The 26783-nt window shown below is 52.8% G+C and carries 29 protein-coding genes; 17 read left to right on the forward strand and 12 right to left on the reverse strand.

The window, feature by feature from the left end:
- The first annotated feature begins 2 nt into the window (after window positions 1-2).
- Window positions 3-179 (forward strand): hypothetical protein, encoded by a 177-nt coding sequence (locus NBE99_RS11335; RefSeq protein ID WP_250682167.1) that lies wholly within the window; start codon window positions 3-5, stop codon window positions 177-179.
- Window positions 180-197: 18 nt separating this feature from the next.
- Here NBE99_RS11335 and NBE99_RS11340 read toward each other — a convergent pair whose 3' ends face one another.
- Window positions 198-2042 carry an HMA2 domain-containing protein gene (locus tag NBE99_RS11340; RefSeq protein ID WP_250682168.1) on the reverse strand — a complete coding sequence of 615 codons (1845 nt, stop codon included), beginning with the start codon at window positions 2040-2042 and terminating at the stop codon, window positions 198-200.
- A 44-nt stretch (window positions 2043-2086) separates the two neighbouring features.
- On the opposite strand from NBE99_RS11340, the gene NBE99_RS11345 reads away from it, so the two are divergent.
- The 3 genes from NBE99_RS11345 to NBE99_RS11360 all read left to right on the forward strand — a co-directional run bounded on the left by NBE99_RS11345 (window position 2087) and on the right by NBE99_RS11360 (window position 5054).
- On the forward strand, window positions 2087-2821 hold the full coding sequence (locus tag NBE99_RS11345; RefSeq protein ID WP_305879875.1) for a glutathione peroxidase: 735 nt from the start codon (window positions 2087-2089) through the stop codon (window positions 2819-2821).
- Between the two features lie 77 nt (window positions 2822-2898).
- Window positions 2899-4572, forward strand: a complete 1674-nt coding sequence (locus NBE99_RS11355) for a mechanosensitive ion channel family protein (RefSeq protein ID WP_250682169.1) — start codon at window positions 2899-2901, stop codon at window positions 4570-4572.
- Window positions 4573-4685: 113 nt separating this feature from the next.
- Window positions 4686-5054 carry a YccF domain-containing protein gene (locus NBE99_RS11360; protein WP_250682170.1) on the forward strand — a complete coding sequence of 123 codons (369 nt, stop codon included), beginning with the start codon at window positions 4686-4688 and terminating at the stop codon, window positions 5052-5054.
- A 51-nt stretch (window positions 5055-5105) separates the two neighbouring features.
- Here NBE99_RS11360 and psaX read toward each other — a convergent pair whose 3' ends face one another.
- On the reverse strand, window positions 5106-5216 hold the full coding sequence (gene psaX, locus NBE99_RS11365; RefSeq protein WP_081711791.1) for a photosystem I protein PsaX: 111 nt from the start codon (window positions 5214-5216) through the stop codon (window positions 5106-5108).
- Window positions 5217-5430: 214 nt separating this feature from the next.
- Between psaX and trxA the strand changes: the two genes are divergently transcribed.
- Genes trxA through NBE99_RS11380 form a run of 3 tightly spaced genes read left to right on the forward strand, consistent with a single transcriptional unit; the run spans window position 5431 to window position 7745 of the window.
- Entirely contained in the window at window positions 5431-5754 is a 324-nt protein-coding gene (gene trxA, locus NBE99_RS11370) for a thioredoxin (protein ID WP_149817697.1), read from the forward strand.
- Window positions 5755-5775: 21 nt separating this feature from the next.
- A complete protein-coding gene (thiS, locus tag NBE99_RS11375) occupies window positions 5776-5997 on the forward strand; it encodes a sulfur carrier protein ThiS (RefSeq protein ID WP_250682171.1) in 222 nt (73 codons plus the stop codon).
- A complete protein-coding gene (locus NBE99_RS11380; RefSeq protein ID WP_250682172.1) occupies window positions 5997-7745 on the forward strand; it encodes an ABC transporter substrate-binding protein in 1749 nt (582 codons plus the stop codon). The genes thiS and NBE99_RS11380 overlap by 1 nt, the downstream gene beginning before the upstream one ends.
- Here the strand turns inward: NBE99_RS11380 and mazG are convergent.
- Window positions 7742-8866 (reverse strand): nucleoside triphosphate pyrophosphohydrolase, encoded by a 1125-nt coding sequence (gene mazG, locus NBE99_RS11385; RefSeq protein ID WP_315897268.1) that lies wholly within the window; start codon window positions 8864-8866, stop codon window positions 7742-7744. The genes NBE99_RS11380 and mazG overlap by 4 nt on opposite strands.
- A 160-nt stretch (window positions 8867-9026) precedes the next feature.
- On the opposite strand from mazG, the gene hslO reads away from it, so the two are divergent.
- On the forward strand, window positions 9027-9926 hold the full coding sequence (hslO, locus tag NBE99_RS11390; protein WP_250682173.1) for an Hsp33 family molecular chaperone HslO: 900 nt from the start codon (window positions 9027-9029) through the stop codon (window positions 9924-9926).
- 25 nt (window positions 9927-9951) lie between these two features.
- Window positions 9952-11328, forward strand: a complete 1377-nt coding sequence (locus NBE99_RS11395) for a 1-acyl-sn-glycerol-3-phosphate acyltransferase (protein WP_250682174.1) — start codon at window positions 9952-9954, stop codon at window positions 11326-11328.
- 4 nt (window positions 11329-11332) lie between these two features.
- Here the strand turns inward: NBE99_RS11395 and NBE99_RS11400 are convergent, their stop codons facing one another.
- The 7 genes from NBE99_RS11400 to NBE99_RS11430 form a co-directional block, all read right to left on the reverse strand.
- A complete protein-coding gene (locus tag NBE99_RS11400) occupies window positions 11333-12019 on the reverse strand; it encodes a 1-acyl-sn-glycerol-3-phosphate acyltransferase (RefSeq protein WP_250682175.1) in 687 nt (228 codons plus the stop codon).
- Between the two features lie 53 nt (window positions 12020-12072).
- Window positions 12073-13224 carry a transposase gene (locus NBE99_RS11405; RefSeq protein ID WP_250682176.1) on the reverse strand — a complete coding sequence of 384 codons (1152 nt, stop codon included), beginning with the start codon at window positions 13222-13224 and terminating at the stop codon, window positions 12073-12075.
- A gap of 201 nt (window positions 13225-13425) precedes the next feature.
- Window positions 13426-13992, reverse strand: a complete 567-nt coding sequence (locus NBE99_RS11410; protein ID WP_250682177.1) for a DUF2808 domain-containing protein — start codon at window positions 13990-13992, stop codon at window positions 13426-13428.
- Window positions 13993-14143: 151 nt separating this feature from the next.
- Window positions 14144-14425 (reverse strand): hypothetical protein, encoded by a 282-nt coding sequence (locus tag NBE99_RS11415; RefSeq protein ID WP_250682178.1) that lies wholly within the window; start codon window positions 14423-14425, stop codon window positions 14144-14146.
- Window positions 14426-14486: 61 nt separating this feature from the next.
- Window positions 14487-15272: an HAD family hydrolase gene (locus NBE99_RS11420; RefSeq protein ID WP_250682179.1), complete on the reverse strand. Its 786-nt coding sequence runs from the start codon at window positions 15270-15272 to the stop codon at window positions 14487-14489.
- A gap of 33 nt (window positions 15273-15305) precedes the next feature.
- Window positions 15306-16004: an FxLYD domain-containing protein gene (locus NBE99_RS11425; RefSeq protein WP_250682180.1), complete on the reverse strand. Its 699-nt coding sequence runs from the start codon at window positions 16002-16004 to the stop codon at window positions 15306-15308.
- Between the two features lie 120 nt (window positions 16005-16124).
- Window positions 16125-17576, reverse strand: coding sequence for an ATP-dependent DNA helicase RecQ (locus tag NBE99_RS11430; protein WP_250682181.1), 1452 nt, complete (start codon window positions 17574-17576; stop codon window positions 16125-16127).
- Window positions 17577-17750: 174 nt separating this feature from the next.
- Here NBE99_RS11430 and NBE99_RS11435 point away from each other — a divergent pair, with 174 nt between their 5' ends.
- Window positions 17751-18224, forward strand: coding sequence for a hypothetical protein (locus tag NBE99_RS11435; protein WP_250682182.1), 474 nt, complete (start codon window positions 17751-17753; stop codon window positions 18222-18224).
- 394 nt (window positions 18225-18618) lie between these two features.
- Entirely contained in the window at window positions 18619-19149 is a 531-nt protein-coding gene (locus tag NBE99_RS11440; protein ID WP_250683730.1) for an NYN domain-containing protein, read from the forward strand.
- A gap of 55 nt (window positions 19150-19204) precedes the next feature.
- On the opposite strand, the gene petD is transcribed toward NBE99_RS11440, so the two are convergent.
- Together petD and petB are read right to left on the reverse strand one after the other, a co-directional pair.
- Window positions 19205-19690: a cytochrome b6-f complex subunit IV gene (gene petD / locus NBE99_RS11445; protein ID WP_250682183.1), complete on the reverse strand. Its 486-nt coding sequence runs from the start codon at window positions 19688-19690 to the stop codon at window positions 19205-19207.
- A 105-nt stretch (window positions 19691-19795) separates the two neighbouring features.
- Window positions 19796-20443 carry a cytochrome b6 gene (gene petB, locus NBE99_RS11450; RefSeq protein ID WP_011056639.1) on the reverse strand — a complete coding sequence of 216 codons (648 nt, stop codon included), beginning with the start codon at window positions 20441-20443 and terminating at the stop codon, window positions 19796-19798.
- Window positions 20444-20647: 204 nt separating this feature from the next.
- On the opposite strand from petB, the gene NBE99_RS11455 reads away from it, so the two are divergent.
- From NBE99_RS11455 to dnaJ, 6 genes are all read left to right on the forward strand, one after another.
- Window positions 20648-21001: a hypothetical protein gene (locus NBE99_RS11455; RefSeq protein WP_250682184.1), complete on the forward strand. Its 354-nt coding sequence runs from the start codon at window positions 20648-20650 to the stop codon at window positions 20999-21001.
- 168 nt (window positions 21002-21169) lie between these two features.
- Window positions 21170-22450: an ABC transporter substrate-binding protein gene (locus tag NBE99_RS11460; protein WP_250682185.1), complete on the forward strand. Its 1281-nt coding sequence runs from the start codon at window positions 21170-21172 to the stop codon at window positions 22448-22450.
- A gap of 2 nt (window positions 22451-22452) precedes the next feature.
- A complete protein-coding gene (locus NBE99_RS11465; protein WP_250682186.1) occupies window positions 22453-22944 on the forward strand; it encodes a YajQ family cyclic di-GMP-binding protein in 492 nt (163 codons plus the stop codon).
- A 13-nt stretch (window positions 22945-22957) separates the two neighbouring features.
- Window positions 22958-23524, forward strand: coding sequence for a DUF2854 domain-containing protein (locus tag NBE99_RS11470; RefSeq protein ID WP_250682187.1), 567 nt, complete (start codon window positions 22958-22960; stop codon window positions 23522-23524).
- Window positions 23525-23661: 137 nt separating this feature from the next.
- Window positions 23662-25617, forward strand: coding sequence for a molecular chaperone DnaK (gene dnaK, locus NBE99_RS11475; RefSeq protein ID WP_250683731.1), 1956 nt, complete (start codon window positions 23662-23664; stop codon window positions 25615-25617).
- 17 nt (window positions 25618-25634) lie between these two features.
- Window positions 25635-26768, forward strand: coding sequence for a molecular chaperone DnaJ (gene dnaJ, locus NBE99_RS11480; protein WP_250682188.1), 1134 nt, complete (start codon window positions 25635-25637; stop codon window positions 26766-26768).
- Window positions 26769-26783: the final 15 nt, after the last annotated feature.

Below are 26783 nucleotides of genomic sequence, written 5' to 3' on the forward strand. Positions count from 1 at the left end.
CCGTGCACATCGCCTATTATGCTTTTGCTGCTTGTTTCACCGTCTTCCTCATTCTCTACGTTTTGCGAGGAATCGCTTGGCTGACAATGCTACCGGGCGGCATTTTCTTGGCCCTTGCCATGGCCAGTTGGTTGACGGGACTGTGGTCAATTCTTGCCTTCTTAAGGCAGCGCTATTAAAGGCTGGATGAGCCACAATTAGGCCACAACCAGTTGGGGGGACTCTGGGTACAACGGTTGCAGTTGCAGGGGTACAGGCCTTGGTGAGGTCGGCAATAGCTCTGTGCGAAACTGGGGTGCGTTGCCCTGCCAAAACTCGGCCATAAAGGCAGTGGCGTTGTTGGTGACGACATTCACCACCGGATGCAGGCCGAAAAACATCCCACCAAAGGTGACAGCCAAGTTGGGTAGGGCAATTAAGGCCACATTTTGATAGGTTCGCTCTAGGGCATCGCGGGCAATGGCAATGCCACGGCCAAGGGCAGACCAATCCCCATCCAACAGGATCACCACTTTGGCATTGGGAGCAAAGGTGGGGGGCTGCCAGCGAATCGGCAAGCACGTGGATTCAGGACAGGAGCACGTTTCACCAAAACTCAGCCATCCGCCCCGTCGACCGTTGCTCCTGAGGTAGGTCTGAAGATCGGCGAGGCGATCGCTCGTGAGATCGGTGGTGCCCTCAAGGGGCATGCCGTGATCCTGCAGAAGATAGGTATGAATGCCAAGCTGTCGCAATTGGTGAATTAGCAGTTGTGCCTCTTGGGGCTGGGGGAGACCCTGCCGCGCATCAATCACCAAGCAGTCCAGTTGCGCCAGTTGTTCTAGAGTACCTGCTGTGGGTAAATAGACCCCCTGTTGCACGGCAAATACCTGTGCTGAAAGCATCACCGTCCGTAGGGACAGTTGCACACCACTACCAAAGTCAAATTGCAACGGGGCGATCGCCGGCCCGTAGGCACCCGTAGCCAGCCAGAGGGCACCACTGAGGGCAAGGGTTGGCAGCACGGCATGGCGGGCAAATTCCCCCTGTTGGTGGGCAAGGGCACTGTCATAGACCGGTTCAGTGTGTAGCAGATCCGTAATCAGACCAAGGCGTGTTTGCCAACCGGTGCGCACCACCCGCAGCTGGAGTTGTCCCGTGAGAATTTGACAGCCGGCATAGAGAGCCTCGCCGGGACGACACACCCACACCTGTCGGGAAGCTTCAAAATGAGCAGGCTCAACTTCCGCTAACCCGGCAACAACGCAGCCATCCGCTGGCACAACATCCCCCGGTCGTAGCCACAGGAGATCACCGGCTTGCAACTCCTGACTTTCGATCATCAGCGACTGCCCTTGACGTTCCACTGTGAGCTGTTCATAGTGAGCCATCAAAACACTGGGATATAGATGCAACTGTTGTCGTCGCTGGCGATCGCGCAGATCTGCCCGTGCCCCGACTAACGTGGTCTTCAATGCAGGCGCCAACAACTGACCATTGGCCGTGTGCACAGCCATCCAGAGGCTATCGAGCAAATCCACATTGGGGGGATGCCCCTGACTGATTTGATGCCCTACCCGTTGAAACCACGGCCAAGCACTGGCCAAGACTGTTGCCCCGACAACCACCAAGGGCAATTCCAAGGGCACACTCAGCAGTGAAACCCCCAAGGCCACCAAGGGCAGTCCCAAGCGTTCCCAATCGGTTTCAAGGCGAGCATCAGCCTCCACTTGTGCTTCGTAGTCTTCGAGGGCAATCGCATCCGCAGGAGCCGCACTGGCAGGAAGGGGCTGGGGCATGGCCACCATGGCCTGCTGAAAACAGTGATTCAAGCGTTCATAGACCGCTGCTTCATCAAGCGAATGGGGTTGATACTCCACCACCACGGTTGCCGCTTGGGGATTGAGCCGTACCCGCTCGACAATGGCCAAAGATTCTAGCAACTGCACCAATAACTCTCCGTAGGCGGGGTCCCGCTGCACACGCGGCACGCGAAAGCGCACTCGCCCTGTTGTGGCATGAACAATTTGCTGTTCCATGACGACTTGACAAATTAAAGTCATGACGACTACGCTTTAGAAAGCAACGTTATGTAGAGGACTCCACCATGCTACCCAACCGTGAAGGGCAACGTGTTCCCGAAGTCACCTTTCGCACCCGTGAAGGCGATCAATGGGTCAATGTGACCACCAATGATTTGTTCAATGGCAAAACTATTGTCGTGTTTGCTTTGCCGGGTGCTTTCACCCCTACCTGTTCCTCGACCCATCTCCCCGGCTACAACGAATTGGCACCTCTGTTACGCGAATGTGGCGTGGATGACATCCTCTGCATTTCCGTGAATGATGCCTTTGTCATGAATGAGTGGGGTAAAACCCAGCAGGCGGAGAAGGTGCGCCTCATTCCCGATGGTAATGGTGAATTTACCGCCGGCATGGGCATGCTTGTCGATAAGGAAGACCTTGGTTTTGGCAAGCGCTCTTGGCGCTATTCAATGCTGGTGAAGGATGGGATCATCGAAAAAATGTTCATTGAACCCGAAGAACCCGGCGACCCCTTCAAGGTCTCGGATGCGGAAACGATGCTCTGCTACCTCAACCCCCGCTACAAGCGGCAATGTGTGTCGCTCTTTACGAAGCGGGGCTGCCCCTACTGTGCCAAGGCAAAAACCCTGCTGGCGGAAAAGGGCATTCACTACGATGAGATTGTTGTCGGTGAGGGGGCTAGCCTGCGATCGCTCCAAGCGGTTACCGGGGCAACGACAGTTCCCCAAGTCTTTATTGACGGCAAATACATTGGCGGTTCCGAGGCACTGGCGGAATACTTGGCCACCCATTGTTAAGTATCTTCGCTAAAGCAGCGGCAGGCAAGAATTTCACCCAAAAATGGAGTAATGAACTGCCTGCATCCCCGCCATCTATGACAAAGCCACACTTTTGGACACGCTTTTTCCTGTGCCTGTTGTTCGCTTTTTTACTGGTAGGGGGGCAGGCACGGGTGCCCTCAATGGCTCAAACTGCTGCAACGCCACCACCGCCCCCTGAGATTCAGGAATACCCAGTCACCCTCGATGGCGAAGTTTTGTTTGAGGTGCGCCAAGGCATTGGCTCCTTTACCCCTGAGGAGCGGGCAGCAGCAATTCAACATCGTATCCTACAAGTGGCAGAGGATGAAGACATTCCCGTTGAGAGCATCACCATTAAACGTGTTGGCGATCGCGAGAATGTCAGTGTTGTGCAGGGGAACCGCCCGCTCGTCACCATTACAAGAGCGGATGTGGGCGATCGCTTGGAAAGTCAAGAAGAAGTCGCCGTTGAACTGACCCAGCGCATTCGCGCAGCAATCAGCCGTTATCGTCAAGATCGCGTGCCCCAAACTCTTCTCAAAAATACCATCTTGGCGATTTTAACAACTGTTCTCACCCTGATTCTCTGTTCTGTTATTCTTCGCATCTCCGCCAAGGTTTTTCCCCCTGTGAGTCGCTGGGGTGGGGAGCGGATTCCCCCTTTACGCCTGCAAAATTTTGAGATTATTTCTCAGGAAACAGTGGAGCATTGGCTATTGCGGATATTCCAGTTTACCCGCCTGATACTGCTGCTGTTTGTTCTCTATCTGTACCTAACGTTTGTTTTCAATCTCTTTCCTTGGACACGCACCTTTGGCAAGAATTTCCTCAACCACTTCTTGGGTTCCCTTGAATTTATTCTCACGAGTATTGGCAACTATCTTCCCAATTTGGTGGCGATCGCCCTCATTAGCGCTATCACCTACTACATCCTAAAGGGGATGCGGGCTATTTTTAGCGCCATTGAAAGTGAGCGCCTGCTGATTCCCGGCTTTTATACCGACTGGGCAAAACCGACCTACAACCTACTGCAAATTCTAATTATTGCTTTAGCGGCAGTCGTGGTTTTTCCCTACTTACCCGGCTTTGATTCACCGGCCTTTCGGGGCATTTCTGTGTTTTTGGGGATTCTCTTTTCCTTGGGTTCCACCTCGGCGATCGCCAACGTCGTCGGTGGTGTCATTCTCATTTATACTCGTTCCTTTCAACAGGGGGATCTCATTCAAATTGGTGATGTTCAGGGAATCGTTGTTCAAAAAACCTTACTGGTCACCCGCATCTGTCGTCCCAACAACCAAATCGTCACTATTCCCAACTCCTCACTCCTCAACAGCAATGTCACCAACCTGTCCGTTGCTATCCGCGAACTAGACCGCCCCTTAATTTTGCAAACCACGATTACCCTTGGCTATGATGTACCCTGGCGGGAGGTCTATGCCGCCATGATTGAAGCGGGTCGCCGCACTGAGGGGGTTTTAGCGGAACCGTCTCCTTTTGTTTGGCAAACCGCACTGAACGATTTTCATATTAGCTATCAACTGAATGTCTATACCCGTGATTGGCCTCGCGTCCCTTGCATTATGTCGGAACTTCACGAAAACTTGCAGGATGCTTGTAACGAAGCAGGGATCGAAATCATGTCACCCAGTTACTTGGCCCTGCGGGATGGTAACACTAGTACCATTCCCAACAATTACCTAGGGGATGACTATTTCCCGCCGGGATTCCGCATTATCTTACCCAAATAGCACTAGGCTGGCATCAGCAAGATCAGACTCGCTCCGCAGGTTCTTCGAGTGCAAGGGCTTATTGACTGGAGGCTTGCTAGGCTAGAGGCAGGCAATGTTTGAAGGAGTGGCTGATGAGTCTTCTGGGCAATCTCATTTGGCTAATTTTTGGTGGCTTCCTGACGGGCATTGGCTATATGATTGGTGGCTTGACCCTCTGCCTCACGATCATTGGCATTCCTTTTGGGATTAAAGCCATAGAACTTGGCTGGAGCGCTCTATTTCCTTTTGGCAAGCAGATTGTTGAGGCGCCCAATGCCAACAGTACCTTAACAATGATCTTTAATATTCTGTGGCTATTGGTTGTGGGTTGGGGCATTGCCCTCAATCATTTAATTTGGGGAGTGATCTTAGCGGTTACAATTATCGGCCTGCCCTTTGCCCAACAGCACTTCAAGCTAATGATTTTGGCACTCCTGCCCTTTGGCCGCGCGCTGAAGTGATTTTCAATGATTGGGGGCCAAGACGCCCCCTCAGTCCGTTCCTCTCAATTCCTACTTGAGGATGCCAAAGTAGTAGGCAGCAACCAAGAAGTTAATGGCCAACAGCAGTACAGCCCAAAAGGTACGGAAAGCGTAGGTGGGTTTTGCAGATTTTGTTGCCATAGTTGACATCCTCTTGATGGGAAACGGCAACCCTATTATACGCCACCGAGAGAGTCTCCTGTATGCTTGAGGTGACGTGATATACTTCAAATGAATTCTAGCTAAAACTGCCTAGGGTCTGGAGAATCAAAAAATAATCCAAAGCCCAAGGTCGGCCTCAAGGTTGCTAGAGTATATTCTTAAGGCTGCTAATTCGTTATAAGGGTTCTGATTTATGTCCAGTGCATTGTCCGTCACGGATGCCACCTTTGAAGAAGAAGTATTAAATAGCGATATTCCTGTATTGGTGGACTTTTGGGCGCCTTGGTGTGGACCCTGCCGCATGGTAGCGCCCGTTGTTGACGAAATTGCCAATGAGTATCAGGGTAGAGTCAAGGTCGTCAAGGTGAACACCGATGAAAACTCTAAGGTAGCGACCGACTACGGCATTCGCAGCATCCCGACGCTGATGATCTTCAAGGGAGGACAAAAGGTCGATATTTTGGTCGGTGCCGTACCCAAAACCAAAATTGAAGCAACCCTTGCGCAGTTTCTCTAGGTTAGATACGCCCTTACGGCTATGGTTCCTGTTGAGCCAGCGATCGTCGTTCATGTCAATGGCACTCCTCACACCTTGAGGCGATCGCTCTCAATTCCAGAACTTTGTGACCTGCTCAATATTCACCCCCGCCTTGTTGCCATTGAATACAATGGTGAGATTTTGCATCGGCAGTTTTGGGAAACCACCTATGTGCAGGCGGGCGATCGCTTGGAAATTGTCACGATTGTTGGTGGCGGCTGATGCGCGGGTGGCAATGGCCTCTGATTGCGCTACTGGTGTGTCTGTGCACCCTTAGCCTCGGAAGCTGTGCTGGCTTAATTACTCCGCGGGCAAACCAGTTAGTTACCGCCATCACCTCAGACCCGAAAACGTTTAACTATGCCCTAAGTCAAGAATCGCCCAATGTTTTTGGCTACCTCTACACCGGCTTGATTCAAGAAAATGGCCTGACTGGTGAACTGGAGCCTGCCCTTGCTGAATTTTGGGACATCAAGCCAGACACTTTAGAGATTGTCTTTCAACTCAAACCCAATCTAAAGTGGTCGGACGGGGTTCCCCTCACCAGTGAGGATGTCGTCTTCACCTACAACGAGATCTATTTCAATCCGGAAATTCCCACGAGTAGCCGCGATATTCTCCGCATTGGCCAGAAGGGGTTGCTACCTGAAGTGACAGCCCAAGGCGATCGCCAAGTGACGTTTAAGCTGCCTGAACCCTTTGCCCCGTTTCTACGCAATACTGGATTGCCGATTTTGCCTGCCCATCTGTTGCGGGAAGCGGTACGAGAACGGGATAGCCAAGGGCGGTTGAAGTTCCTGTCTATGTGGGGAACGGATACGGATCCGCGGCAGATTGTGGGGAATGGTCCCTTTGTCATGGATCGCTATGTGAATAGCCAGCGGTTGATCTTTCGGCGTAATCCTTTTTACTGGCGATCGCCCCTGCCCCATCTTGAACGGTTTATTTGGCAAATTGTTGAATCCACCGACACCGCCATGCTGCAATTTCGCTCCGGCGGTCTGGATTTATTTGCCGTTACCCCTGAGATGTTTTCCCTCCTAAAGCGGGAAGAAAAGCGGGGTCAGTTTCGCATCTACAACAGCGGGCCAAGTCCCAACACCCTTTTTCTGTGTTTTAATCTGAATCGCGGGCGGCGCAATGGAAAGCCCCTCGTGGATCCCGTGAAATCGGAGTGGTTTAACGATGTCCGCTTCCGGCAGGCGGTGGCCTATGCCCTCGATCGCCAGCGGATGATTAACAACATTTACCAAGGCCTAGGGGCACCCCAGCATTCCACCATTCCCGTCCAAAGTCTTTTTTACTTCTCGCCGGAGGAGGGACTGCCCACCTACAGTTACGACGTTGCCAAAGCTAAGGAATTATTGAAAGAAGCGGGCTTTCGCTACGATGACCAAGGGCGACTCTTTGATGCGCAGGGAAACCGCGTTCGCTTTTCCTTGGTGACCAACGCTGGCAACAAAATCCGCGAGGCCATTGCCACCCAAATTCAGCAGGACTTGGGGGCGATCGGCATGCAGGTAGATCTGCAATTTTTGGCCTTTAGTACACTGGTGGATCGCCTGTCCAATTCCCTAGAGTGGGAAGCCCATATCCTTGGTTTTACGGGCGGTGGCAATGAACCCAATAGTGGTGCCAATATCTGGCGGGTGGATGGCCTTTTGCATACGTTCAATCAGCAACCGGCACCCAATCAACCGCCCATTACAGGTCGGGTCGTGGCTGACTGGGAACAACGCATTAGCGATCTCTATGTGCAGGGGGCACAGGAACTCAATCTGGAACGGCGCAAGCAAATCTATGCTGAAGCGCAGCGACTGGCTCAGGAATATCTCCCTTTTATCTACTTGGTGAATCCCCTCTCCCTCACGGCTTTTCGCAATCATGTGGTCGGTGCCAATCCCACGGCGCTGGGGGGTGCCCTGTGGAATCTGGATGAACTGAAGGTGGCAATGGCAGCAATGGATTAGGTCTCTTCGGGTTTCGTCTCTAAGGGTGCTTCAGTGGGATTTTCTGCGGCCAACTGTACCTTAGCCCGCTGCCAGAGGGCTTCGAGTTCCTCTAGCGTGTAAGTTTCAAGGGGGCGATCAATGGCCGCCTCAATGCATTCGAGGCGTTGGATAAAGCGTTGGTAGGTTTGTTGCAGCGCATTCACGGGATCCAGTTGGCACCAGCGGGCTAGGTTAATCACACTAAAGAGCAGATCCCCTAATTCGGCAGTCTGCTGTTCGGCATTCCCTTGGAGCAGTGCCTCCTGAAATTCCGCCAGTTCCTCGTAAAATTTCTCCCAAGCCCCGCTAATGGTTGGCCAATCCAAACCGGCACGGCTTGCCCGCTCGCCAATTTTCATCCCCGCCATTAGGGGCGGAAGGGTGCGAGCATAGCGTTGCAGTTTTTGACTCAGGGGGATGGGTTCCTCGGTACCCTTTTCAGTGGCCTTGATCTGCTCCCATTGGTCGCGCACCTCTTGAGCGGTTGTCAGGGCTACTTCGCCAAAGACATGGGGATGGCGGCGGATCAATTTGTCAGTAATCCCTTGAATGACTTGGGCAAGGGTAAATTGGTTGGCTTCTTGGGCCAGTTGACTCTGGAGCACAACTTGCAGCAACAGGTCTCCCAATTCTTCGGCGATCGCCCCCGTATCGCCCTCTTGCAAGGCATGCACCACTTCATAGGCCTCCTCAAGGACATAGGGAATCAGGCTGGTTGGCGTTTGCTGCAAATCCCAAGGGCAGCCCCGCTCTGGATGGCGCAATTCACGGACGACATCAATCAAGCGTTGAAATTGGGTCAAGGCCTCTGGTAGGGGGGGCGGAACATAAAGTTGTAAAGGACAGTTGGCCTCAGTTAGCTCTGCCAATTCCCCAAGGGTGAGGGGAAGACTGTGGTGTTGGGCATCAATCAGCGTTAACAGCGTATCTAAAGGCCAATGGCGGCGGAAATGTTGAGCCAAGCGGTGGGCGATCGCCAGCGTCGGAATCTCAGTAATCAAGCCGCCCTGAGGCAATTCAGTCGCCTCTGCCAAGACAGTTGCAGCCGACAAAACAGTGAGGGGCATGGCCATAGGAGACATCACTGGACGCTGAATCACTATTGCTTGCCTATCATCGCCAATTTTCTAACGTTAATGCTAGGGGTCTCCTCGATGTTGGCCATCCACCCCCTGATTGAGCTTTTTCTGCCTGACCTTGCAGTAGTCAACAGTGGGAGTGTGTCACACTAAATGTAACAAAACATTTCTTAGGTTGATCATGGCAGATTTTCTGTTGCGAGCGACTGCTGCGGCTGAAGGCATCCGTGCCGTGGGTGTCATTACCACTCAACTCACCGATGAAGCCCGCAAACGCCACCAACTCTCCTATGTGGCGACGGCTGCTTTGGGACGAACCATGGCTGCTGGCTTAATTCTTGCCTCCAGTTTCAAACAGCCCCAAGCACGGGTGAATGTGCGCATTCAGGGCAACGGTCCTTTAGGCACCATTTTTGCCGATGCGGGAGCCGATGGCACAGTTCGTGGCTATGTGCAGTACCCCCGTGTCGAACTGCCCCCCAATGCCAAGGGCAAGCTGGATGTGGGTGCAGCGGTGGGTCATCAGGGGTATCTCTATGTCATTCACGATCTTGGCTATGGTTATCCCTATTCCAGTACCGTAGAGTTGATCTCGGGGGAAATTGCCGAAGATATTACCTACTATCTCGCCACCTCAGAGCAAACCCCCTCCGCCCTGATGTTGGGTGTGTTTGTCGAAGAGGCGGGGGTAACCGCCGCGGGTGGGTTAATGTTACAGGTGCTGCCCAAGGCGGCCAATGATGAACACCTGATCGCCACCCTTGAAGAACGGGTTGCCAATCTTAAGGGCTTTACACCGCTGCTACAGGCGGGGCGGACACTGCCGGATATCTTTCAGGAACTCCTTGGGGATATGGATTTGCAAATCTTGCCCCAACGGCAAATGGTGCGCTTCCACTGTGGCTGTTCCCATGAACGGATGCTAGCGGCACTCAAGCTCCTAGGAGAAGCAGAATTAAAGGATATTCTAGCCACAGAGGCGAAGGCAGAAGCCACCTGTCAGTTCTGTAATGCTGTCTATTGGGCCGATCAGCCGATGTTAGAGCAATTGATTGCGGAGTTGGCCACTGCCTCAGTCTAGCCGTTGCATCTGAGGAGTCTGCGTCATGTCCAGTGTGGTTGCTAGTGCCCAGCCCCCGTTGCATTTTCTACCTCAGCGGTTTAGCTACCCCGTCTGGTGGATCGTGGCGCGACTCCTGCCCCTCTACATCCGCTATGGTTTGGGTCTGAAGCATGTCGCAGGGATCAATGTTGAAACCCTTGCCCGTTATTATGAACAGTTTCAACAGGGGCAGGTACGGCTGCTGATTGCTTTTCGGCATCCCTGCACGGATGATCCCTTGGTGATGGGCTACTTAATGTGGCATCTATTGCCGCAGACGGCACGGCGACTGGGTATTCGGCTGCAACCACCAACAAATGGGTATTTTCTCTACGATCGCGGGATTCCCCTCTGGGCAGGGGAGCAAATTGGTTGGCTTTTCTCACGCCTAGGGGGGATTTCAATTATGCGCGGCAAGCTCGATAGCCAAGCCCTGCGATCGGCACGGGAGCTACTCTTGGAGGGACGATTTCCCCTCGCCGCTGCCCCAGAGGGAGCAACCAATGAACACAACGAACTAGTGGCACCTTTAGAGCCGGGCGTGGCACAACTGGGATTTTGGTGCCTAGAAGACTTGGCCAAGGCGGGGCGATCGCTCCCTGTGGTCATTCTCCCCGTTGGCATTCAGTACACCCTCAGTCAGCCCTCTTGGGAACGCATGGCAATACTGATGGCACAACTAGAGAACCGCCTTGGCTGCCCCACAAATTCTCAGAGTACCCAACCAGAAGACCTCTACCGCCGCCTGCTAAATTTAGCGATGCACCTGCTGGATCGCTTAGAAACCTTTTATGCGACGTCCTATCGCCAAGATTTTCCCGAACTGCCCCCCTTTGACTCTCCCAATGCCGAATTGGCAGCACGAATTCAGCGACTCCTCAATAGTGCCCTTGTGGTGGCAGAGTCTTATTTTGGTCTCAAGCCCAGTGAAGACTTTGTGAGTCGGTGTCGGCGGATTGAGCAGGCCGCATGGGAGCGCATGTTTCGGGGGGATTTAGACCAGCTTTCGTCCGTCGAGCGCTGCTTAGCGAATTGGCTGGCCGAAGAAGCCAATGTCCGATTGCGCCATATGCGTCTCGCGGAGCGATTTACCTCGATTACAGGTAGCTATATCCGTGAAAAATTCACGATTAATCGCTTTGCTGATGTGGCACTGATTCTCTGGCGAACGTTTGATTGGCTAGAGGGAAAAAGCCCAAACGTGAATCGCTTGGTAGGACTGCGCCAAGTGCGAGTTAGTGTCGGTGAACCACTGAATTTAGACACCTATTGGCCTCTGTATCGTCGCGATCGCCAAGGGGCACGGCAGGCCGTCAAGGAAGTCACTGATCAGATTCGCCAACAATTTGAAGCGCTAATTGTACCTACGGATGCTTATTGAAGGTCTAAGCGAAACACAGGAGCGATCGCCCCTCCTGAAGCTGCTGAAGTGCCCTCAACAGATCACGGGTCAGCTGCGGAGCAGCCTGTTTGGGGCGGCTCAAATCGTAATGGTGTGTACTCAAGGGGGCGCCAATGACGACCTTGACATCACTCCGCCAGCGGGGGTAGGGCTGAGCATACTCCAGTAAAATCGGCACAATTTTAATCGCTTCTTCACAGCGCTGGGCAGCCTGAAGAGCTAAGCGAGCTAGGCCCGGCTTTAGAGGATGAATCTGGCGATCGCGAAAGATATTCCCCTCCGGAAAGACCACTAAGGCTTGTCCTTGGCGCAGGAGTTCCACACCCGTGCGCAGTGCACTCACAGATGGTGCCTTGGTATTCACAGGAAAGCCACCACAGCGACCAATGATCCAGCCCTGTACCCCCAGCATCTCATCATGGGAGACCATATAATAGAGGTCGCGCCCACTCACCCGCCGCCCTGTGACATAGGGAATAATCAGGGCATCCCAACGGGAACGATGGGTCGGTGCCAAGATCACTGGTCCCGTTTTAGGGAGATGATCCTGCCCTGTAACTTCAAGGGTGCGAAAATAGCCGCGGAGAACCCCATCTCCTGCCAAGCGGTACATCAATGGAGTCAGCAGCGGGGAAATCTGCGGCAGTGGCGATTGGATGGACTTCAACATCAGTTACGAGGAGTAAACTTCCCACCGACTAAAGTCGGGGGCTTTCAGTCGCCCTAGGCAATTTGGCAAGCCAAACCGCCTGAACTTCTAGCAAGCGTTACGCACTTGCCCAATGAGGAAATGACGAGCGCGCCATTCAAATCAGCGTCACCTTGCCATCCACAATGACCACAAGCAAACTCTTTGCCCTTTCGATAGGACTGCAAAGGTTCGGGATGAATCTGCAGGCAGCGATGACAAGTTTGGCTAGTATACGCTGGATTGACGGCAACCCACCTCACCCCCTCTCGCAGACATTTGTACTCAATCAACTGCCGTAACTGATAGAACGACCAGCAATTTGAGCGTCTGCGTTCGGTTTTACTTCGCGGTTGTTGATTCAAGCGCTCGCGAATTCCCGTCAAGTCCTCAATCGCGATCACCGCATTGAGCGCTTTTGCTTCACGGACAATCGCGGCACTGATGGAATGGTTGAGCCATTCTTGAAAGCGTCGTTCTTGACCCGCCAGCCGTTTCAAGAGTTTTCGGCAAGCTCGCCTTGAACTTCTTGTGCCCTGCGAGGCTCGTTTTTGAATTGACGCTCTCACTCGATGAAATCGGTCTCGAAGTTCGTTTAACGGATTCCCATCCCAACCTCTCCCTGTACTGGTTTTAGCAATCTCTCGTCGCCCCAAGTCCACACCAATGACAGTGGTCCGTTCAGAAGGTTGAGGAACCTCTTCGGTTATTTGAATGTGGATATAGTAGAAGCCATCCCGATGTTTGCACAACTGAGCAGCGGTTGGCCTTCGCCCTCTCAATTTCTCCCTTTGGTATTCACCAATATCGAGTTGGAGGGTCTCTCGACGACCCAAAAGGGTCAGGCGAACCAACTCGTCTTTTTCCCGAAAGGCAAAGATGCGGGCGTCAAAATCAGCCGAAGTTGAGTTAAACGCTTTGACAACTTTACCTTTCAGTTTGGCGGTCTGGCGGTTGGCTCCTACTCTGGCACAAACCCGAACAGCTTGATTAGCGCTCAACCCAAACCGAGAACGCAGTTCACGATAAACCATGTTTTGAATGGTTATCTTATTCGTTACCGTCGGTTGAACGGTTTTGTTGGTAAAGTTGCACGCATCGGCAAACGCCTTCAAGAATCTCTCGATTTCGAGGGACTGTTCCGGAGTCGGTCGAAGCTTGCAAACGACTGTTAGGGTTTGTTCCATAGATAAAATGGTATCAACTCTAGCACCGACTAAAGTCGTCTCTGTCTTTCCTCCCCGTACTAAAGTAACGGGGCTTCCAGACATAAATTCGGTGAACACGGGCTAGCACACCAAAACTAGCTTAGGGCGATCGCTCCACTCTTGCTAGGGATGGCGAACCAGTTCGCAAATTGGCAAATTGAGTCCCAGTGAGTTATTGGCTTAGTTATTGGCAATGCTGAGAATCCAAGTGCCCACATAGCGCATCAGGGGAATATCCCCAGGGGAACCAATGCGCGCATTGAAATAGTACATGCCGCCATTATTGGGGTTGCGGACATTGTTGAGAACGACTTGCACCGGGGTTCCCGCCGGAATCACCTCAGCGGGCACAATGTCAATGACGCGGTTATCGCGATCAAGGGAGACCTCGGCTAGCTCAATTTTTTTGCCGGGATCGCGGCGAAATTGGAAGAAGCTATTACCACGATTCCCCCCTACTCGCACTTCAATGCCTTTAGGATCAATGATGCCGTTGTAGTAGTCGGGGTAGGTGATGTTGATGCGATTGATGGCCACCTTCTGCTGACCAAGGCGCAGCCAATAGCGATCGCCCATAAACCCCGGCGTACCGTTCTCCAAGTGATACTGCAACTGCTGTCGGCCACTGGGGCCTTCCCCCCACGTAAACGTAAACCCCTGATTGGCTTGGGCACGGACAAGGGCAGGACTCATGAGGCCAAGACCACACCCCAAGAGAACCAGAACCGGTAGGAAACGCTTCACCATAAATAACCCTACTGACGACACACCACAGACACCTGACTTTTTGACGGGGAGGATTCGCTCAACGTTCCCCTACGGATCAGTCTGCTTAGTATCCTAGCGGCAAAGACTCACCATTGCGAAGAAAAACTAAACTTTATTGAGAGATTTTCCCTTAGTTGCTGGTTTGCTGCACCAACTGAGCAAAGAAGCCACCCCGACTAGTGACACTGGAGGGAGCATCCTTATCGGCCATTTGCACCGCCACAATTTCTGAGGTGAGGACAGTTAACTTCTTGCCCACTTGGCGATCGCAGGTGAGTTCAAGGACAGCCGGCGTGCCACTGGCCATGGCCTGCTGAATTTGCTGATAGACTGCGGTTGCTGCTGCGCTTTCTTTGCGCTCAATGCTGACGGGCATGGGGACATGACGCAGAATTAAATCAATCGTGTACATTGTGTTCTTTACGCATCAGGAGGGGTAAGTATCTCTAATGTAAAACGCTGTAGCGAGAAAATCACCGATGAGTCAGCGTGCTTGTCCACTGCTGGTGGAGCGATCGCAACAGCAGCACATCCACATAGGTTGTCCAGCCCACCTCACCGCGAATCACTTGAAAGGGGTAGTCCGGTTCCCCTAGACAATCCAGCACAAGAGCCGCATCGCGAAAATCGTGATCCTTGGTGTAGTCGGTAATTGTAATAATCGTCGTCAAGCCACTGGCAGTGGCCGCCTGAATGCCGTTGGCGGAATCCTCAAAGGCAAGGCACTCCTGCGGCGAGAGGCGCATTTTTTCAAGGGTATAGAAGTAAATGTCAGGCGCCGGTTTTTTGGCTGGCACCACATCCCCAGCGGCAATGATCTCAAACCAACTGACGCCATCAGCAGCAAGGGCATTTTCCAAAAGGGCAGTCACGTTGGCAGGCGTCGTCGTGGTGGCGATCGCTAGACGTAACCCCGCTGCACGGGCTTCAGTGAGGAGCCGCTTAACGCCTGGTCGCAGGGGAATTGCACCTTCCGCCAATAGTTCCGTATAGTAGCGGGTCTTCGCTTTGTGGAGATCGGCAATCAAGGCATCCAGGTTTTGGGGACGCGGCCAATCCGGACGAAAGCGATCAAGGTAATACTTCATGCGCTCTTTACCCCCCGCCACCGCCAGCAGCTGACCATAGAGGGGAACGTCCCACTCCCAATCTAGACCCGCCGCAGCAAAGGCCTTGTTGAAAGCAACGCGATGGCCATCCCGCTCGGTGTCCGCTAAGGTGCCATCCACATCAAAAATCAGGGCTTTAAGGTGAGCCATAGAATTTTAACTAAACCCCTTTTGGGGGAAGACTTAATTGAATGACTGTAATTTTACCAGTCGTGCTCGCACTGCCTGATCATTGCCCACTGGTTCCCGGAATTGCCATGTTTCCTCAGGGCCAAGGCCATAGACCTGTACCGAGACTGCCCCAACTCGCTGCCCGCCCTTATCAAAGAGTTCAAAATCCGCTTGGATCAGGCGAAAGTGGTCTTCACTGTAATTTTTCAGAACACCCACAATAAACGGTGTGCCCCCCTCAATGTGCCACTTAAAGTCCGTCATCGCGACCCCTTTTTGAGCAAGGGTACCCTCGATCAACTGCTGCATTCGTTGCTGTTGCTGCCACTGACCGAGATGATAGCTAAAGATCACAAGTAAACTGACAACCCCGGCAGCGATCGCCACCACCCACGGAGCCGAGGAGGCATAAACTGGAGCCGCCAGCGCTGGATTGGGGGGACGCAGATCAATCACCTCTTCCCAGTCGGGCTTGGGGGAGCCTTGAATGCGACCGATAATTTTAATGCGGGCAATATCGTCAAGGTGAAACTGTCCCAAGCGAGACTTGAGCAGATCGACTAGGGCAGAATAATGGGCAACGGTGCCGGGGGGCTTGTTCAAAACAATGTTTAATTGGTTGCGAAACTGATTGACTTGAACCACAACGGCATGTTCTGAAAGCACGTCCTGAAGTATTTCACGAATTTGTTCAACTTGTAGTAGCCCCATGCCCGCAACCCCTACCTTGTGGTAACAGAATGACCGTTGGGCAACCTTTGCCGACCAATGACAAACTAACCGTTCTATGTGCCAGTGTACACAAAGTCCCAGTCTTACAAATCTGGGAATTCACGGTATTTTACAGCTGCGGCGGGGGAGCCGACAGCGATCGCAATGGCCACAACGCAACCCCCTTGCCTCAGTAGCAAAACCAAAGGCTTGGAGAAGAAACTGCCAGCGGCAGCCGCGGTGATAGAGAAACTCTTGCATCAACTGTTCTTGCGTATTTTGGGGTGGGGGTGGCACCTGTGCCAAGGGTTGACGGCAATAGTGAAAGGGGTCTTGCCAGCGGAGTCTCCCCTGTTGATGCAGTAGTGCCAGCGTCAGTTCCACCTCAGGAAAGTGTTGCCGCAGTTCCTGAAGATTACCCTTGAGAGGCAGACGCGCCTGAAGTGCCATCGCCCGCGCGTAAATTTCCTTACTTTGGCGTTGAAAAAATTGCCAACGCTGTTGATCTTCGCGATCCAAGCCCCAGCGATCGCTCACCAAGGCCAGTGCCTGTGCCGGTTGACCATCTCGCCCCGCACGGCCCACCTCTTGGAGATATTCACTGAGTTGCAGCGGCGGCTGATAGTGGCAGATCCAGCGCACATTGGCTTTATTGACTCCCATGCCAAAGGCATTGGTGCAGACCACAAAGGGAATGTGTCCCTCTAACCAAGCGGCTTCAATCGAACGTCGCTGTGCTGCCGGTAGTCCACCATGGTAAGCAGTGGTGCAGTATCCTTGCTGGCTTAGCCACATAGCGAGGCTCTCACAGTCGCGGCGGGTGCGGGCATAGATGAGTCCCGAGGCTCCCTGCTGCTCGTTGAGAAATTGCTGGAGACAATGGCGGCGATACCCCCGACTCCAGACAGAACGCACCGCTAAGTGGAGATTGGCACGATAGGGGCTGTGAATCACCTGCACGGGCTGCTTTAACCCCAAGACCTCAATGAGCGTGCGCTGGGTACGGGGATCGGCGGTGGCAGTAAAGGCAGCGATCGCTAGGGGTGGGTGCTGAGGTTTACATTGGCGAAGGGTCGGTCGCACTGTTCCCAAGCGCCGATACACCGGTCGAAAGCGATCGCCCCATTGAACGAGGCAGTGGGCTTCATCCACAATCAAGCCATTGAGGTGCACCTGCGCTGAACAGAGGCGCTGCCAAAGAGGGCTAGAAAATAGCGACTCCGGCGAAAGATACAGCAAACGGTAGTCTCTTAGGTGCGAGAGAATCTGGCGGCGTTGGCTGCTGGGCAGTTCACTATGATAGGCTGCGGCCGCAAGACCCCGTTGCCGCAATTCAGTGATCTGATTTTCCATGAGGGCAAGCAGCGGCGAGATCACCAGCGTCAATCCCCCCTGAAGCAGCGCTGGCAATTGAAAACAGAGACTTTTGCCCGCTCCTGTAGGAAGAACAATTAAGGCATCCTGTCGTTGTAACAAGGCCGCCATGACCTCTGCTTGGGGCGATCGCAGCTCAGAATAGCCCCAGTAGTCTTGTAGGGCAGCCTGAATTCGCTCTAACTGGGCATCCGACATTTTAAGGGGATTGGATTGCGGAAAAACTCAATGCTGCAAAAAGCGGCACAGTCGTCTGCAGGGGGCTAAGGGAGTCAATTTAGAATTAATTTTAAGCAAGACCTGTAAGGATGCCTAAGCCCCTTTCGGCCTATCACTGTTGCCGAAGTGTAAAACACCTATGGAGATCAACCTATGGGCATGAAATTTGCGCCACTGGTAGGCGTGGTAATGTTGGCAGCGGTGGTCGCTCCAGCAACTGCCCAAAGTCGCCGCCAACCCATCAATCCCCAGCAATTTCCCATTAGCCAACCCACCCTACCCCAAGCCATAGATCGCATTGATGGTACCCAAGGGTACTGGCAGGATGACTCGATTGCAGGCGATGCTGCGTTTATGTTTGGAGCCCCCACCTATCGCGACAATGACATCATCAATCGAGCACGGCGGGTCAACTACGTTTCTACGGATGCATGGTACCAGCAAAGCAATACCCCCCCCATTCGCACCCGTGATCTCGACAGCCCCTTCTGCACCTCAATGTACGGCACCCCCTTCCCTTGCAATTTGATGGTCGAGTCCCCCCTGCCTCCGCCCCAACAGCCCTTCTTTGCCCCCCCACCACCGCCAGCGGTCATGCCGGCTCCCCCCGTGCGTGCTCTCTATTAGATTCAGCGGCAAAGTTAACCCGTGGGGGCACTGCCCCCTTTTTTGGTTTTTAAGGGGCGATCGCTAATACTCCCTTTTAGCTCAGGGGCTATGGCATCTGCCATGCAGTTCTATTAGAATAAATTTCAGTGATTAAACAATCGTTAATAAGTGTTTTATTTTTCTTAAAAGTGTTCCCGTTGAACAACCACCTAACTTTTGTTTTTCTTATCACGAGCGATCGCAAGACTGATCACTAGATTGATTTCTATTTCCTTGCTTAGGGTATGATTAGGTCTTTCTGACTTGAATGATGCCAAACTCCCCCCTATAAAATGTATAAAATCCAGCTGCTATTCAAGCTGCTATCAACTGTTGTCCTATTACACAACTGAGCTATAGGTTCTTCCTAATGATGCTTCCCCATCAAGAACGCCTCTCAATTTTTATCGATGGGAATAACATGTTCTATGCCCAGCAAAAAAATGGCTGGTTTTTCGATCCCCGTCGTGTTCTCGAATTCTTTACCCGCGATCCCAACATTGTATTAGTCAACGCTTTTTGGTACACCGGCCTCAAGGACACGCAAGATCAGCGTTCATTTCGCGATGCCCTCATTAACTTGGGCTACACGGTGCGCACAAAACTCTTAAAAGAGTACTACGATGAAACCCTTGGCAAGTATTACCAAAAAGCCAATTTAGACATTGAAATTGTGATTGATATGTTCAATACGGTTGGTCAGTACGATCGCGTGGTTCTTTTTAGTGGCGATGGCGATTTTGAGCGGGCAATCGAGTTGCTGCGTTCCAAAAATACCCACATCACGGTTGTTTCCACTGAAGGCATGATTGCCCGTGAACTGCGCAATGCCACCGATCGCTACATTGACTTAAATGAAATTCGCCCCTTTATTGAAAAAATTGACCCGCAAAATGCCAACTAAAAAGCGCACCCAGCGATCGCCAGATGCGCAGCGAATCAGGTGTGTTCTGCTCTTCCTAGAACAGGCCGAGGGTCAGTGACTTATCCAAGGGGAAAGCAGCACCAATCCCTAGCCACAGCGTCACCAAGGTACCAAAGAGGAAGACCGTCATGGCCACTGGACGACGGAAGGGATTTTGGAACTTGTTGACACTTTCGATGAAAGGAATCAGCATCAAGCCCAAGGGAATCGAAGCATTCATGAGGACGCCCAGCAGCTTGTTGGGCACCACGCGGAAAATTTGGAATGTCGGGTAGAGGTACCACTCTGGCAAAATTTCCAAGGGCGTGGCAAAGGGATCCGCGGGTTCACCAACCATCGCCGGATCCATGACCGCTAGGCCGACCACAAGGGCGATCGTGCCCATAATCACCACAGGGAAGATATAGAGCAGGTCATTGGGCCAAGCGGGTTCGCCATAGTAGTTGTGGCCCATGCCTTTTTTCAGTTTTGCCCGCAGTGCCGGATTCGTTAAATCAGGCTTTTTCAAAACTTTTGCCATAAATCAATCGTTCTCCTAGAGGGTCAGCAAGGGGGAGATTACTTGGAGCATAACAAGGGGAACCGCCATGCATGGCAGTCTTTGTTACATTTCTTGATGCAGGGCTTACAGGGGACCGGAAATACCCTGTTTGCGAATCATCAGGAAATGCATCAGCATAAAGACGGCGATCGACCACGGCAGCACAAAGGTGTGCAAGCTGTAGAAGCGCGTAAGCGTGGCTTGACCGACACTTTCACCACCGCGCATGAGTTCCACCAGTTGGTCACCCACCACTGGGATAGCAGCGGGAATACCGGACACGATCTTGACTGCCCAATAGCCCACTTGATCCCAAGGGAGGGAGTAACCCGTCACCCCAAAGCTGACGGTAATCACCGCCAAAACCACACCCGTTACCCACGTCAGTTCACGGGGTTTCTTGAAGCCACCGGTGAGGTAAACCCGAAAGACGTGCAAAATCATCATCAGCACCATCATGCTGGCCGACCACTTGTGAATGGAGCGGATCAGCCAGCCAAAGTTGACCTCATTCATGATGTACTGCACAGAGGCAAAGGCTTCCGCCACCGTCGGTTTGTAGTAAAACGTCATGGCAAAGCCCGTGGCAAATTGAATCAAAAAACAGGTGAGGGTAATGCCACCAAGACAGTAAAAAATGTTTACGTGGGGCGGCACATACTTGCTGGTGATGTCATCAGCGATCGCCTGAATTTCGAGGCGTTCCTCAAACCAGTCGTAAACTTTGTTCATAACAGTGATTAGTCCTGCGAAACCGCTGCTTTACTTTGAAAAATGTAACATATGCCCTCTCAGACTTTCCATATTCAGTTACAGGCTTCTCAGGTTGATTGGCGCTACCGAGCGTCCGATAATAAAGTCTCAACAGCTTCAGGATGCCTTGGGGCTGTGTCCTCTGCTATCTTCACTCACAACGACCACTTGGGAGGCTTTTAGATGAATCTGTTGAAGAAACTCTTTGGTGCGATCTTTGGCCTATTTGGGGCGATCGCCAAACTTTTTGGATTTGGCAAAAAGAGCGAATTTTACATTGAACTAGAGGAAAGCAAGGCTGCCCCTGCTGCACCGCCAGCCCCTACTAAAGCGGCAGAACCTGCCCCCACCCCTGAACCTGCTCCTGCTCCTCAACCCGTTGCCGCAGCACCCACCCCCATTACCACAGCTTCGGCAGAACCCACACCTACCCCTGTCACCCCCAGTGTTCCCTACACCCGTTTTGCTCGTCGTCGTCCGGGTGCCAATATGGCGGCATTCTTAAATATGGCGCGGCAAGTTCGTCCTTCTACCTAGGTATGTAGAAGTCAACCATTCCTTATCTCAAAGGGGCGACTGATGTCGAAGGGTGCATTGGTGTGCCCTTTTTTCATGCTGCAACTGGTGCTGCAACTGGCACGCTCGTTTATTGCAAGATGCCCCTAGGTGCAGTAGGATGCTGGCAAATTGTGAGGGTGTACAGCTATGGGTCAACAGCCGTCAAGCGGATGGGCAGCCGCAAAAATCTGCGCAGGGTTACTCCTCCTCTTGACCATTGGAGCCTGCGAGGCCGACACAACCACCTCAACGGGCGAAGGACTGCGCATTGGCTCACTATTGCCCTCCACCGGTGACTTGGCCTCGGTGGGAACCCCCATTGCTGAGGTGGTACCGCTGCTGGTGGAAACCGTCAATGCCTGTGGTGGCGTCAATGGGCAGCCCGTGACGCTCATTGCTGCCGATGATCAATCCAATCCCGCCTCCGGCGCCGAAGCCATGACCAAATTAGTCGAGATTGACCGGGTCGCAGGGGTGGTTGGTTCCTTTGGCAGTAGTGTCTCCAATGCCGCCGCCGATATTGCCACGCGGGGTCGGGTCATGCTGATTTCCCCCGGCAGTACCAGTACCCTCCTCACCGAACGCGCCAAGAAAGGAGACTTTAACGGCTACTGGGCACGCACCGCTCCCCCCGATAACTACCAAGCCCAAGCCCTTGCCCAACTGGCCAAAGAACAGGGGTATCAACGAGTCGCCACTGTGGTGATCAACAATGATTATGGCCGCAGCTTTGAGCAGGAATTTACCCGCGCCTTCAAAGCTCTAGGGGGAACTGTGATCAACGAAGATCGCCCCACCCGTTATGATGAACGGGCAACCACCTTTACCACAGAAGCCGCTGCCGCCTTTGGCGGAAACCCTGATGCAGTCGTCGCTATTTTGTATCCTGAAACGGGCAGCTTGCTCCTAAAATCAGCTTTCGAGCAAGGCTTAACCAAAGATGTCGCTATCTTGCTCACAGACGGTGTCAAATCGGATAGTTTCCCTGAGCAAGTGGGACGTACCCCCGATGGCAAATACATTATTGCCGGTGCCAAGGGGACGGTTCCCGGTGCTGATGGTCAAGCCCTGAGTCGCCTGCGAGAACTGTGGCGTACCAAAAAAGGAAGCGATCTTCCCGCCTTCGGTGCTCAAGCTTGGGATGCGGCGGCTCTTCTGGTTCTCGCTGCCCAAGCCGCAGGCGAAAATACCGGTGAAGGGATTCGCAGCAAAGTGCGAGAAGTGGCCAACCCTCCGGGCGAGGCAGTGGATGATGTGTGCGCCGCCCTAGCTCTATTGCGGGAAGGCAAAGAAATTAACTACCAAGGTGCCAGTGGCAATGTGGACATTGATGAAAATGGCGATGTTGTCGGGGTCTATGACATTTGGCAGGTCACCGATGACGGTAAATTAAAGGTTATTGGTCAAGTGAATCCCCAAAAACCTTAGGCATGGCAAGCACATTTTCCTTTGATATTGTGAGTGACTTTGACTGGCAGGAGCTGGTCAATGCAGTGGATCAAACGGAGCGCGAGATCAAAGCCCGCTATGACCTCAAGGATACCCAGACCACCCTTGAGTTAACCAAAGAGGGACTGACGATTCACACGGATAGTGAATTTACATTGAATTCAGTGCAAACGATTTTGCAGCAGAAAGTGGCAAAGCGGCAGTTGTCGCTGAAAATTTTTGACTATGGCCCTGTGGAGACGGCGGCAGGTCAACGGGTGAAACAACTGATCAAGTTGCGCCGTGGGATTAATTCTGAATTGGCCAAGGAGATTAGCAAACTGATCCGCAATGAATTTAAGAAGGTGCAGGCCTCGATCCAAGGGGATGTGGTGCGGGTCAGTGCCAAGTCCAAGGATGATTTACAAGCGGTGATCCAACGCCTGAAAACGGAGGATTACCCCGTGCCGTTACAATTTACGAATTACCGCTAGGGGTTTGAGGATCATGTTGGGGTCGGTTTCGCTGGGGACACTGGGGTTAATTGTGGGGTCATTGCTGACGGTGGTAGGGGTAGCGGCCTATGCCACAGGAAATGCCACGTTGAATCTTGCTGGTTTTTTTTACGGTGTGCCCCTGCTGTTGGGAGGACTTGCTCTTAAGGCGGCGGAACTCAAGCCAGTGCCCTATCGGGAAGCGCCAACTCCAGAGGTAATTGCTGCCCGTGCCCAAGCGACGCCAACCCAAACGCAAATCCGTAAGGATGTCACCCGCTATCGCTATGGCCAAGAAGCACATCTGGACAGTACATTGACGAGTCTGGGACTCAGCCCTTCAGATGCAGAGCGTCCTGTTTTGGTGGCGATCGCCGAAACCTTAACGGAGGGTGCTTACACATTAGTTTTGGAATTTGACTCTCCTGCAGTACCCCTAGAGGTATGGCAGTCTAAGCAAGCGAAAATGCAGCGGTTTTTTGGGCCAAATATCAATGTTGCCATTATCGATCGGGGAGATAACCGCATTGCTGTGGCGCTGATTCGTGAAACAGTGGCCAACCCTGTTCCAATTCACTAGGATTGTTACTAAACAGGCGTTCTTCTGAATTCCGGTGTTACCATAACATCATTATTGCGGCACTCTAAGCAAAGAGTAAGACTTCCTACGAACAGTCTTCTCCTGAAAACGCATCTTTGGAATTAGTAATTACGGCTATGGGTAAAGTCATTGGCATTGACCTTGGAACCACCAATAGTTGTGTGGCAGTCTTAGAGGGGGGGAATCCCGTCGTAATTCCCAGTGCAGAGGGCGGGCGCACCACCCCCAGTATTGTCGCCTTTGGCAAATCGGGCGAACGGTTGGTGGGTCAACTAGCCAAGCGGCAAGCCGTCACTAATGCTGAAAACACCGTTTTTAGTATCAAGCGGTTTATTGGTCGCCGCTGGGAGGAAACGGATCAAGAACGTGCCCGGGTGCCCTATACCTGTGTGCCGGGTCGCGATGGCATGGTGGATGTGCAAATTCGCGATCGCACCTATACCCCCCAAGAAATTTCCGCCATGATCCTGCAAAAGCTGAAGCAGGATGCGGAAGCCTATCTGGGGGAACCCGTGACCCAAGCTGTAATTACCGTGCCTGCTTATTTTAGTGATGCGCAGCGCCAAGCCACTAAAGATGCGGGGGCGATCGCTGGCCTTGAGGTAATGCGCATTATCAACGAGCCAACGGCCGCCTCCTTGGCCTACGGCATTGACAAGCAGGATCAAGATCAAACCATTTTGGTTTTTGACCTTGGCGGCGGCACCTTTGATGTCTCGATTCTGCAACTGGGGGATGGCGTCTTTGAGGTGCGCTCCACGGCCGGTAACAATCACCTTGGCGGCGATAACTTTGACGAGTGTATCCTCGATTGGTTGCTGGCCTCCTTCAAGGAACAGGAGGGAATTGATCTCTCGAAAGACAAAATGGCCCTGCAACGCCTGCGGGAGGCCGCCGAAAAAGCCAAAGTTGAGCTATCGGGAACCCTGAGCACCTCAATTAACTTGCCCTTCATTACGGCTGATGAAACCGGTCCGAAGCACCTTGAGATCGAACTCACCCGCAGTAAGTTTGAGGAACTCTGCGCCCACTTGGTTCAGGCCACCCTCGAACCCATGCAGCAGGCGATCGCCGATGCGGGTCTGACCGTTCAGGATATTGACCGCGTCTTACTCGTCGGTGGTTCCACCCGTATTCCTGCGATTCAGGAGTTAGTGAAGCAATTCTGTGGTAGAAATCCCGATCGCTCCGTTAATCCTGATGAAGCAGTTGCCGTAGGGGCGGCCATTCAAGGGGGAATTCTTGGCAAGGAAACGACGGTCAAAGATCTTCTCCTCCTCGATGTCACTCCCCTTTCGCTGGGTTTGGAAACCCTTGGGGGTGTATTTACCAAAATCATTGAACGCAACACTACCCTCCCTACCAGTAAAACGCAGACCTTTTCCACGGCTACCGATGGTCAAACGGTCGTGGAAATTGCTGTCTATCAAGGGGAGCGTCCAATGGCAAAAGATAATAAACAACTGGCCTGCTTTGAGCTTACCGGCATTGCCCCTGCCCCTCGTGGTGTACCGCAAATTGATGTCACGTTTGATATTGATGCCAACGGTATCCTGAGTGTGTCTGCCGTCGATCGCGCCACCGGTCGCCAACAAAGTGTGCGCATTACCAATCGCGGTGGCCTCAGCAGCATGGAAATCGAGCGCATGCGCCAAGAAGCAACGATTTATGCCCAAGCCGACCAAATCAAGAAAGAGATTGCCGAATTGCGCAACCAAGCTGATGCCCTGCTGTACAGCTATGAATCAACGATCAAAAACCATGGCATTACCTTGACCCCGGATCTGCGAGCACGGATTGAGCCAGTGGTTCAGAGTATGCAGGCAGCAATGGTGGATGACAACATTACCCCCGATGAAATTCGCAAGCGAATGGAAGCCCTGCAGCAAGCCTTGGTCACCTTGGGATCTGTGGTGTATCAACAGACCGCAGGCGGTTCAATGATGACCTCAACCCCGACAATGGGGGGGGCTACGATTAGTTCCCAAGCCACTCAAGTTTTAGATAGTGATGCCACAATGATCAGCGATAATGAAGAAACAGTTGTTTCAGATTATGAAGCGGTTGATTAATTTAGGTAACGGTGGCTATGGCTCGTGATTTCTATGAGATCTTGGGTGTCTCACGCTCTGCGGATGCTGAAGAATTAAAACGAGCCTATCGGCGCTTGGCTCGCAAGTATCACCCCGATGTCAACAAAGAACCGGGCGCTGAAGAAAAGTTCAAGGAAATCAACCGCGCCTACGAGGTGCTCTCGGATCCCCAAGCGCGAGCCAACTACGATCGCTTTGGTGAAACCGGGGTCAGTGGTGTCGGCGCTGCTGGCTTCAGTGACTTTGGCATTGGTGACATGGGTGGCTTCGCCGATATTTTTGAAACCTTCTTTGGGGGTGGATTTGGTGGATTTACCACCAGTGGGCGGCGACAGCAGGGGCCAACCCGCGGTGAAGATCTGCGCTATGACCTCAAACTGGAATTTCGCGAAGCCGTTTTTGGGGGCGAGAAGGAAATTCGTGTTAATCATTTGGAAACTTGCAAGACCTGTCAAGGGAGTGGGGCAAAGCCCGGTACGCGGCCAGTGACCTGTAGTACTTGCGGGGGAATGGGTCAAGTGCGGCGATCGGCACGGACCCCCTTCGGCAGTTTTACGCAATTGACCACTTGTCCGACCTGTGGTGGCGCTGGGGTGGTGATTGAGGATCGCTGCGAGTCCTGCGGCGGTCAGGGCCATGTCCAAGTGAGCAAAAAGTTGAAAATTACGATTCCTGCTGGAGTTGATAATGGCACGCGGCTACGGGTCTCTGGTGAAGGGGATGCCGGTCTACGGGGAGGCCCACCCGGGGATCTCTACGTTTATCTTTTTGTTGAACCAGATCCGGAGTTTCAGCGCGAAGGTAACAATATCCTGTCGCGGATTAAAATTAGCTACCTGCAAGCGATTCTCGGCTGTCGGATTGCGGTGAATACGGTGGATGGGGAAGCCGAACTGAAGATTCCCGCCGGGACTCAACCCGGCACTGTGTTGGTTTTAGAGGGTCGAGGTGTCCCTCGGGTGGGCAATCCTGTGGCGCGGGGCGATCACCTCATTACCGTTGATGTGGAAATTCCCACCCATATCAGTCATGAGGAGCGAGAACTCTTGGAGAAATTGGCGAAAATTCGCGGCGAGCGCATGGGCAAAGGCGGATTAGAAGGCTTCCTCGGCAGCTTATTTGGTGGCTAGGGAGCGTTGCCTAGA

This window comes from Thermosynechococcus sp. HN-54 (assembly GCF_023650955.1).
Taxonomy (GTDB): Bacteria; Cyanobacteriota; Cyanobacteriia; order Thermosynechococcales; family Thermosynechococcaceae; genus Thermosynechococcus.

Bases quoted from the DNA above. Each gene is read 5' to 3' on its own strand.
- NBE99_RS11340 (WP_250682168.1), bottom strand. From the start codon at position 2,042: ATGACTTTAATTTGTCAAGTCGTCATGGAACAGCAAATTGTTCATGCC.
- NBE99_RS11345 (WP_305879875.1), top strand. From the start codon at position 2,087: ATGCTACCCAACCGTGAAGGGCAACGTGTTCCCGAAGTCACCTTTCGC.
- NBE99_RS11355 (WP_250682169.1), top strand. From the start codon at position 2,899: ATGACAAAGCCACACTTTTGGACACGCTTTTTCCTGTGCCTGTTGTTC.
- NBE99_RS11360 (WP_250682170.1), top strand. From the start codon at position 4,686: ATGAGTCTTCTGGGCAATCTCATTTGGCTAATTTTTGGTGGCTTCCTG.
- psaX (WP_081711791.1), bottom strand. From the start codon at position 5,216: ATGGCAACAAAATCTGCAAAACCCACCTACGCTTTCCGTACCTTTTGG.
- trxA (WP_149817697.1), top strand. From the start codon at position 5,431: ATGTCCAGTGCATTGTCCGTCACGGATGCCACCTTTGAAGAAGAAGTA.
- thiS (WP_250682171.1), top strand. From the start codon at position 5,776: ATGGTTCCTGTTGAGCCAGCGATCGTCGTTCATGTCAATGGCACTCCT.
- NBE99_RS11380 (WP_250682172.1), top strand. From the start codon at position 5,997: ATGCGCGGGTGGCAATGGCCTCTGATTGCGCTACTGGTGTGTCTGTGC.
- hslO (WP_250682173.1), top strand. From the start codon at position 9,027: ATGGCAGATTTTCTGTTGCGAGCGACTGCTGCGGCTGAAGGCATCCGT.
- NBE99_RS11395 (WP_250682174.1), top strand. From the start codon at position 9,952: ATGTCCAGTGTGGTTGCTAGTGCCCAGCCCCCGTTGCATTTTCTACCT.
- NBE99_RS11400 (WP_250682175.1), bottom strand. From the start codon at position 12,019: ATGTTGAAGTCCATCCAATCGCCACTGCCGCAGATTTCCCCGCTGCTG.
- NBE99_RS11405 (WP_250682176.1), bottom strand. From the start codon at position 13,224: ATGGAACAAACCCTAACAGTCGTTTGCAAGCTTCGACCGACTCCGGAA.
- NBE99_RS11410 (WP_250682177.1), bottom strand. From the start codon at position 13,992: ATGGTGAAGCGTTTCCTACCGGTTCTGGTTCTCTTGGGGTGTGGTCTT.
- NBE99_RS11415 (WP_250682178.1), bottom strand. From the start codon at position 14,425: ATGTACACGATTGATTTAATTCTGCGTCATGTCCCCATGCCCGTCAGC.
- NBE99_RS11420 (WP_250682179.1), bottom strand. From the start codon at position 15,272: ATGGCTCACCTTAAAGCCCTGATTTTTGATGTGGATGGCACCTTAGCG.
- NBE99_RS11425 (WP_250682180.1), bottom strand. From the start codon at position 16,004: ATGGGGCTACTACAAGTTGAACAAATTCGTGAAATACTTCAGGACGTG.
- NBE99_RS11430 (WP_250682181.1), bottom strand. From the start codon at position 17,576: ATGTCGGATGCCCAGTTAGAGCGAATTCAGGCTGCCCTACAAGACTAC.
- NBE99_RS11435 (WP_250682182.1), top strand. From the start codon at position 17,751: ATGGGCATGAAATTTGCGCCACTGGTAGGCGTGGTAATGTTGGCAGCG.
- NBE99_RS11440 (WP_250683730.1), top strand. From the start codon at position 18,619: ATGCTTCCCCATCAAGAACGCCTCTCAATTTTTATCGATGGGAATAAC.
- petD (WP_250682183.1), bottom strand. From the start codon at position 19,690: ATGGCAAAAGTTTTGAAAAAGCCTGATTTAACGAATCCGGCACTGCGG.
- petB (WP_011056639.1), bottom strand. From the start codon at position 20,443: ATGAACAAAGTTTACGACTGGTTTGAGGAACGCCTCGAAATTCAGGCG.
- NBE99_RS11455 (WP_250682184.1), top strand. From the start codon at position 20,648: ATGAATCTGTTGAAGAAACTCTTTGGTGCGATCTTTGGCCTATTTGGG.
- NBE99_RS11460 (WP_250682185.1), top strand. From the start codon at position 21,170: ATGGGTCAACAGCCGTCAAGCGGATGGGCAGCCGCAAAAATCTGCGCA.
- NBE99_RS11465 (WP_250682186.1), top strand. From the start codon at position 22,453: ATGGCAAGCACATTTTCCTTTGATATTGTGAGTGACTTTGACTGGCAG.
- NBE99_RS11470 (WP_250682187.1), top strand. From the start codon at position 22,958: ATGTTGGGGTCGGTTTCGCTGGGGACACTGGGGTTAATTGTGGGGTCA.
- dnaK (WP_250683731.1), top strand. From the start codon at position 23,662: ATGGGTAAAGTCATTGGCATTGACCTTGGAACCACCAATAGTTGTGTG.
- dnaJ (WP_250682188.1), top strand. From the start codon at position 25,635: ATGGCTCGTGATTTCTATGAGATCTTGGGTGTCTCACGCTCTGCGGAT.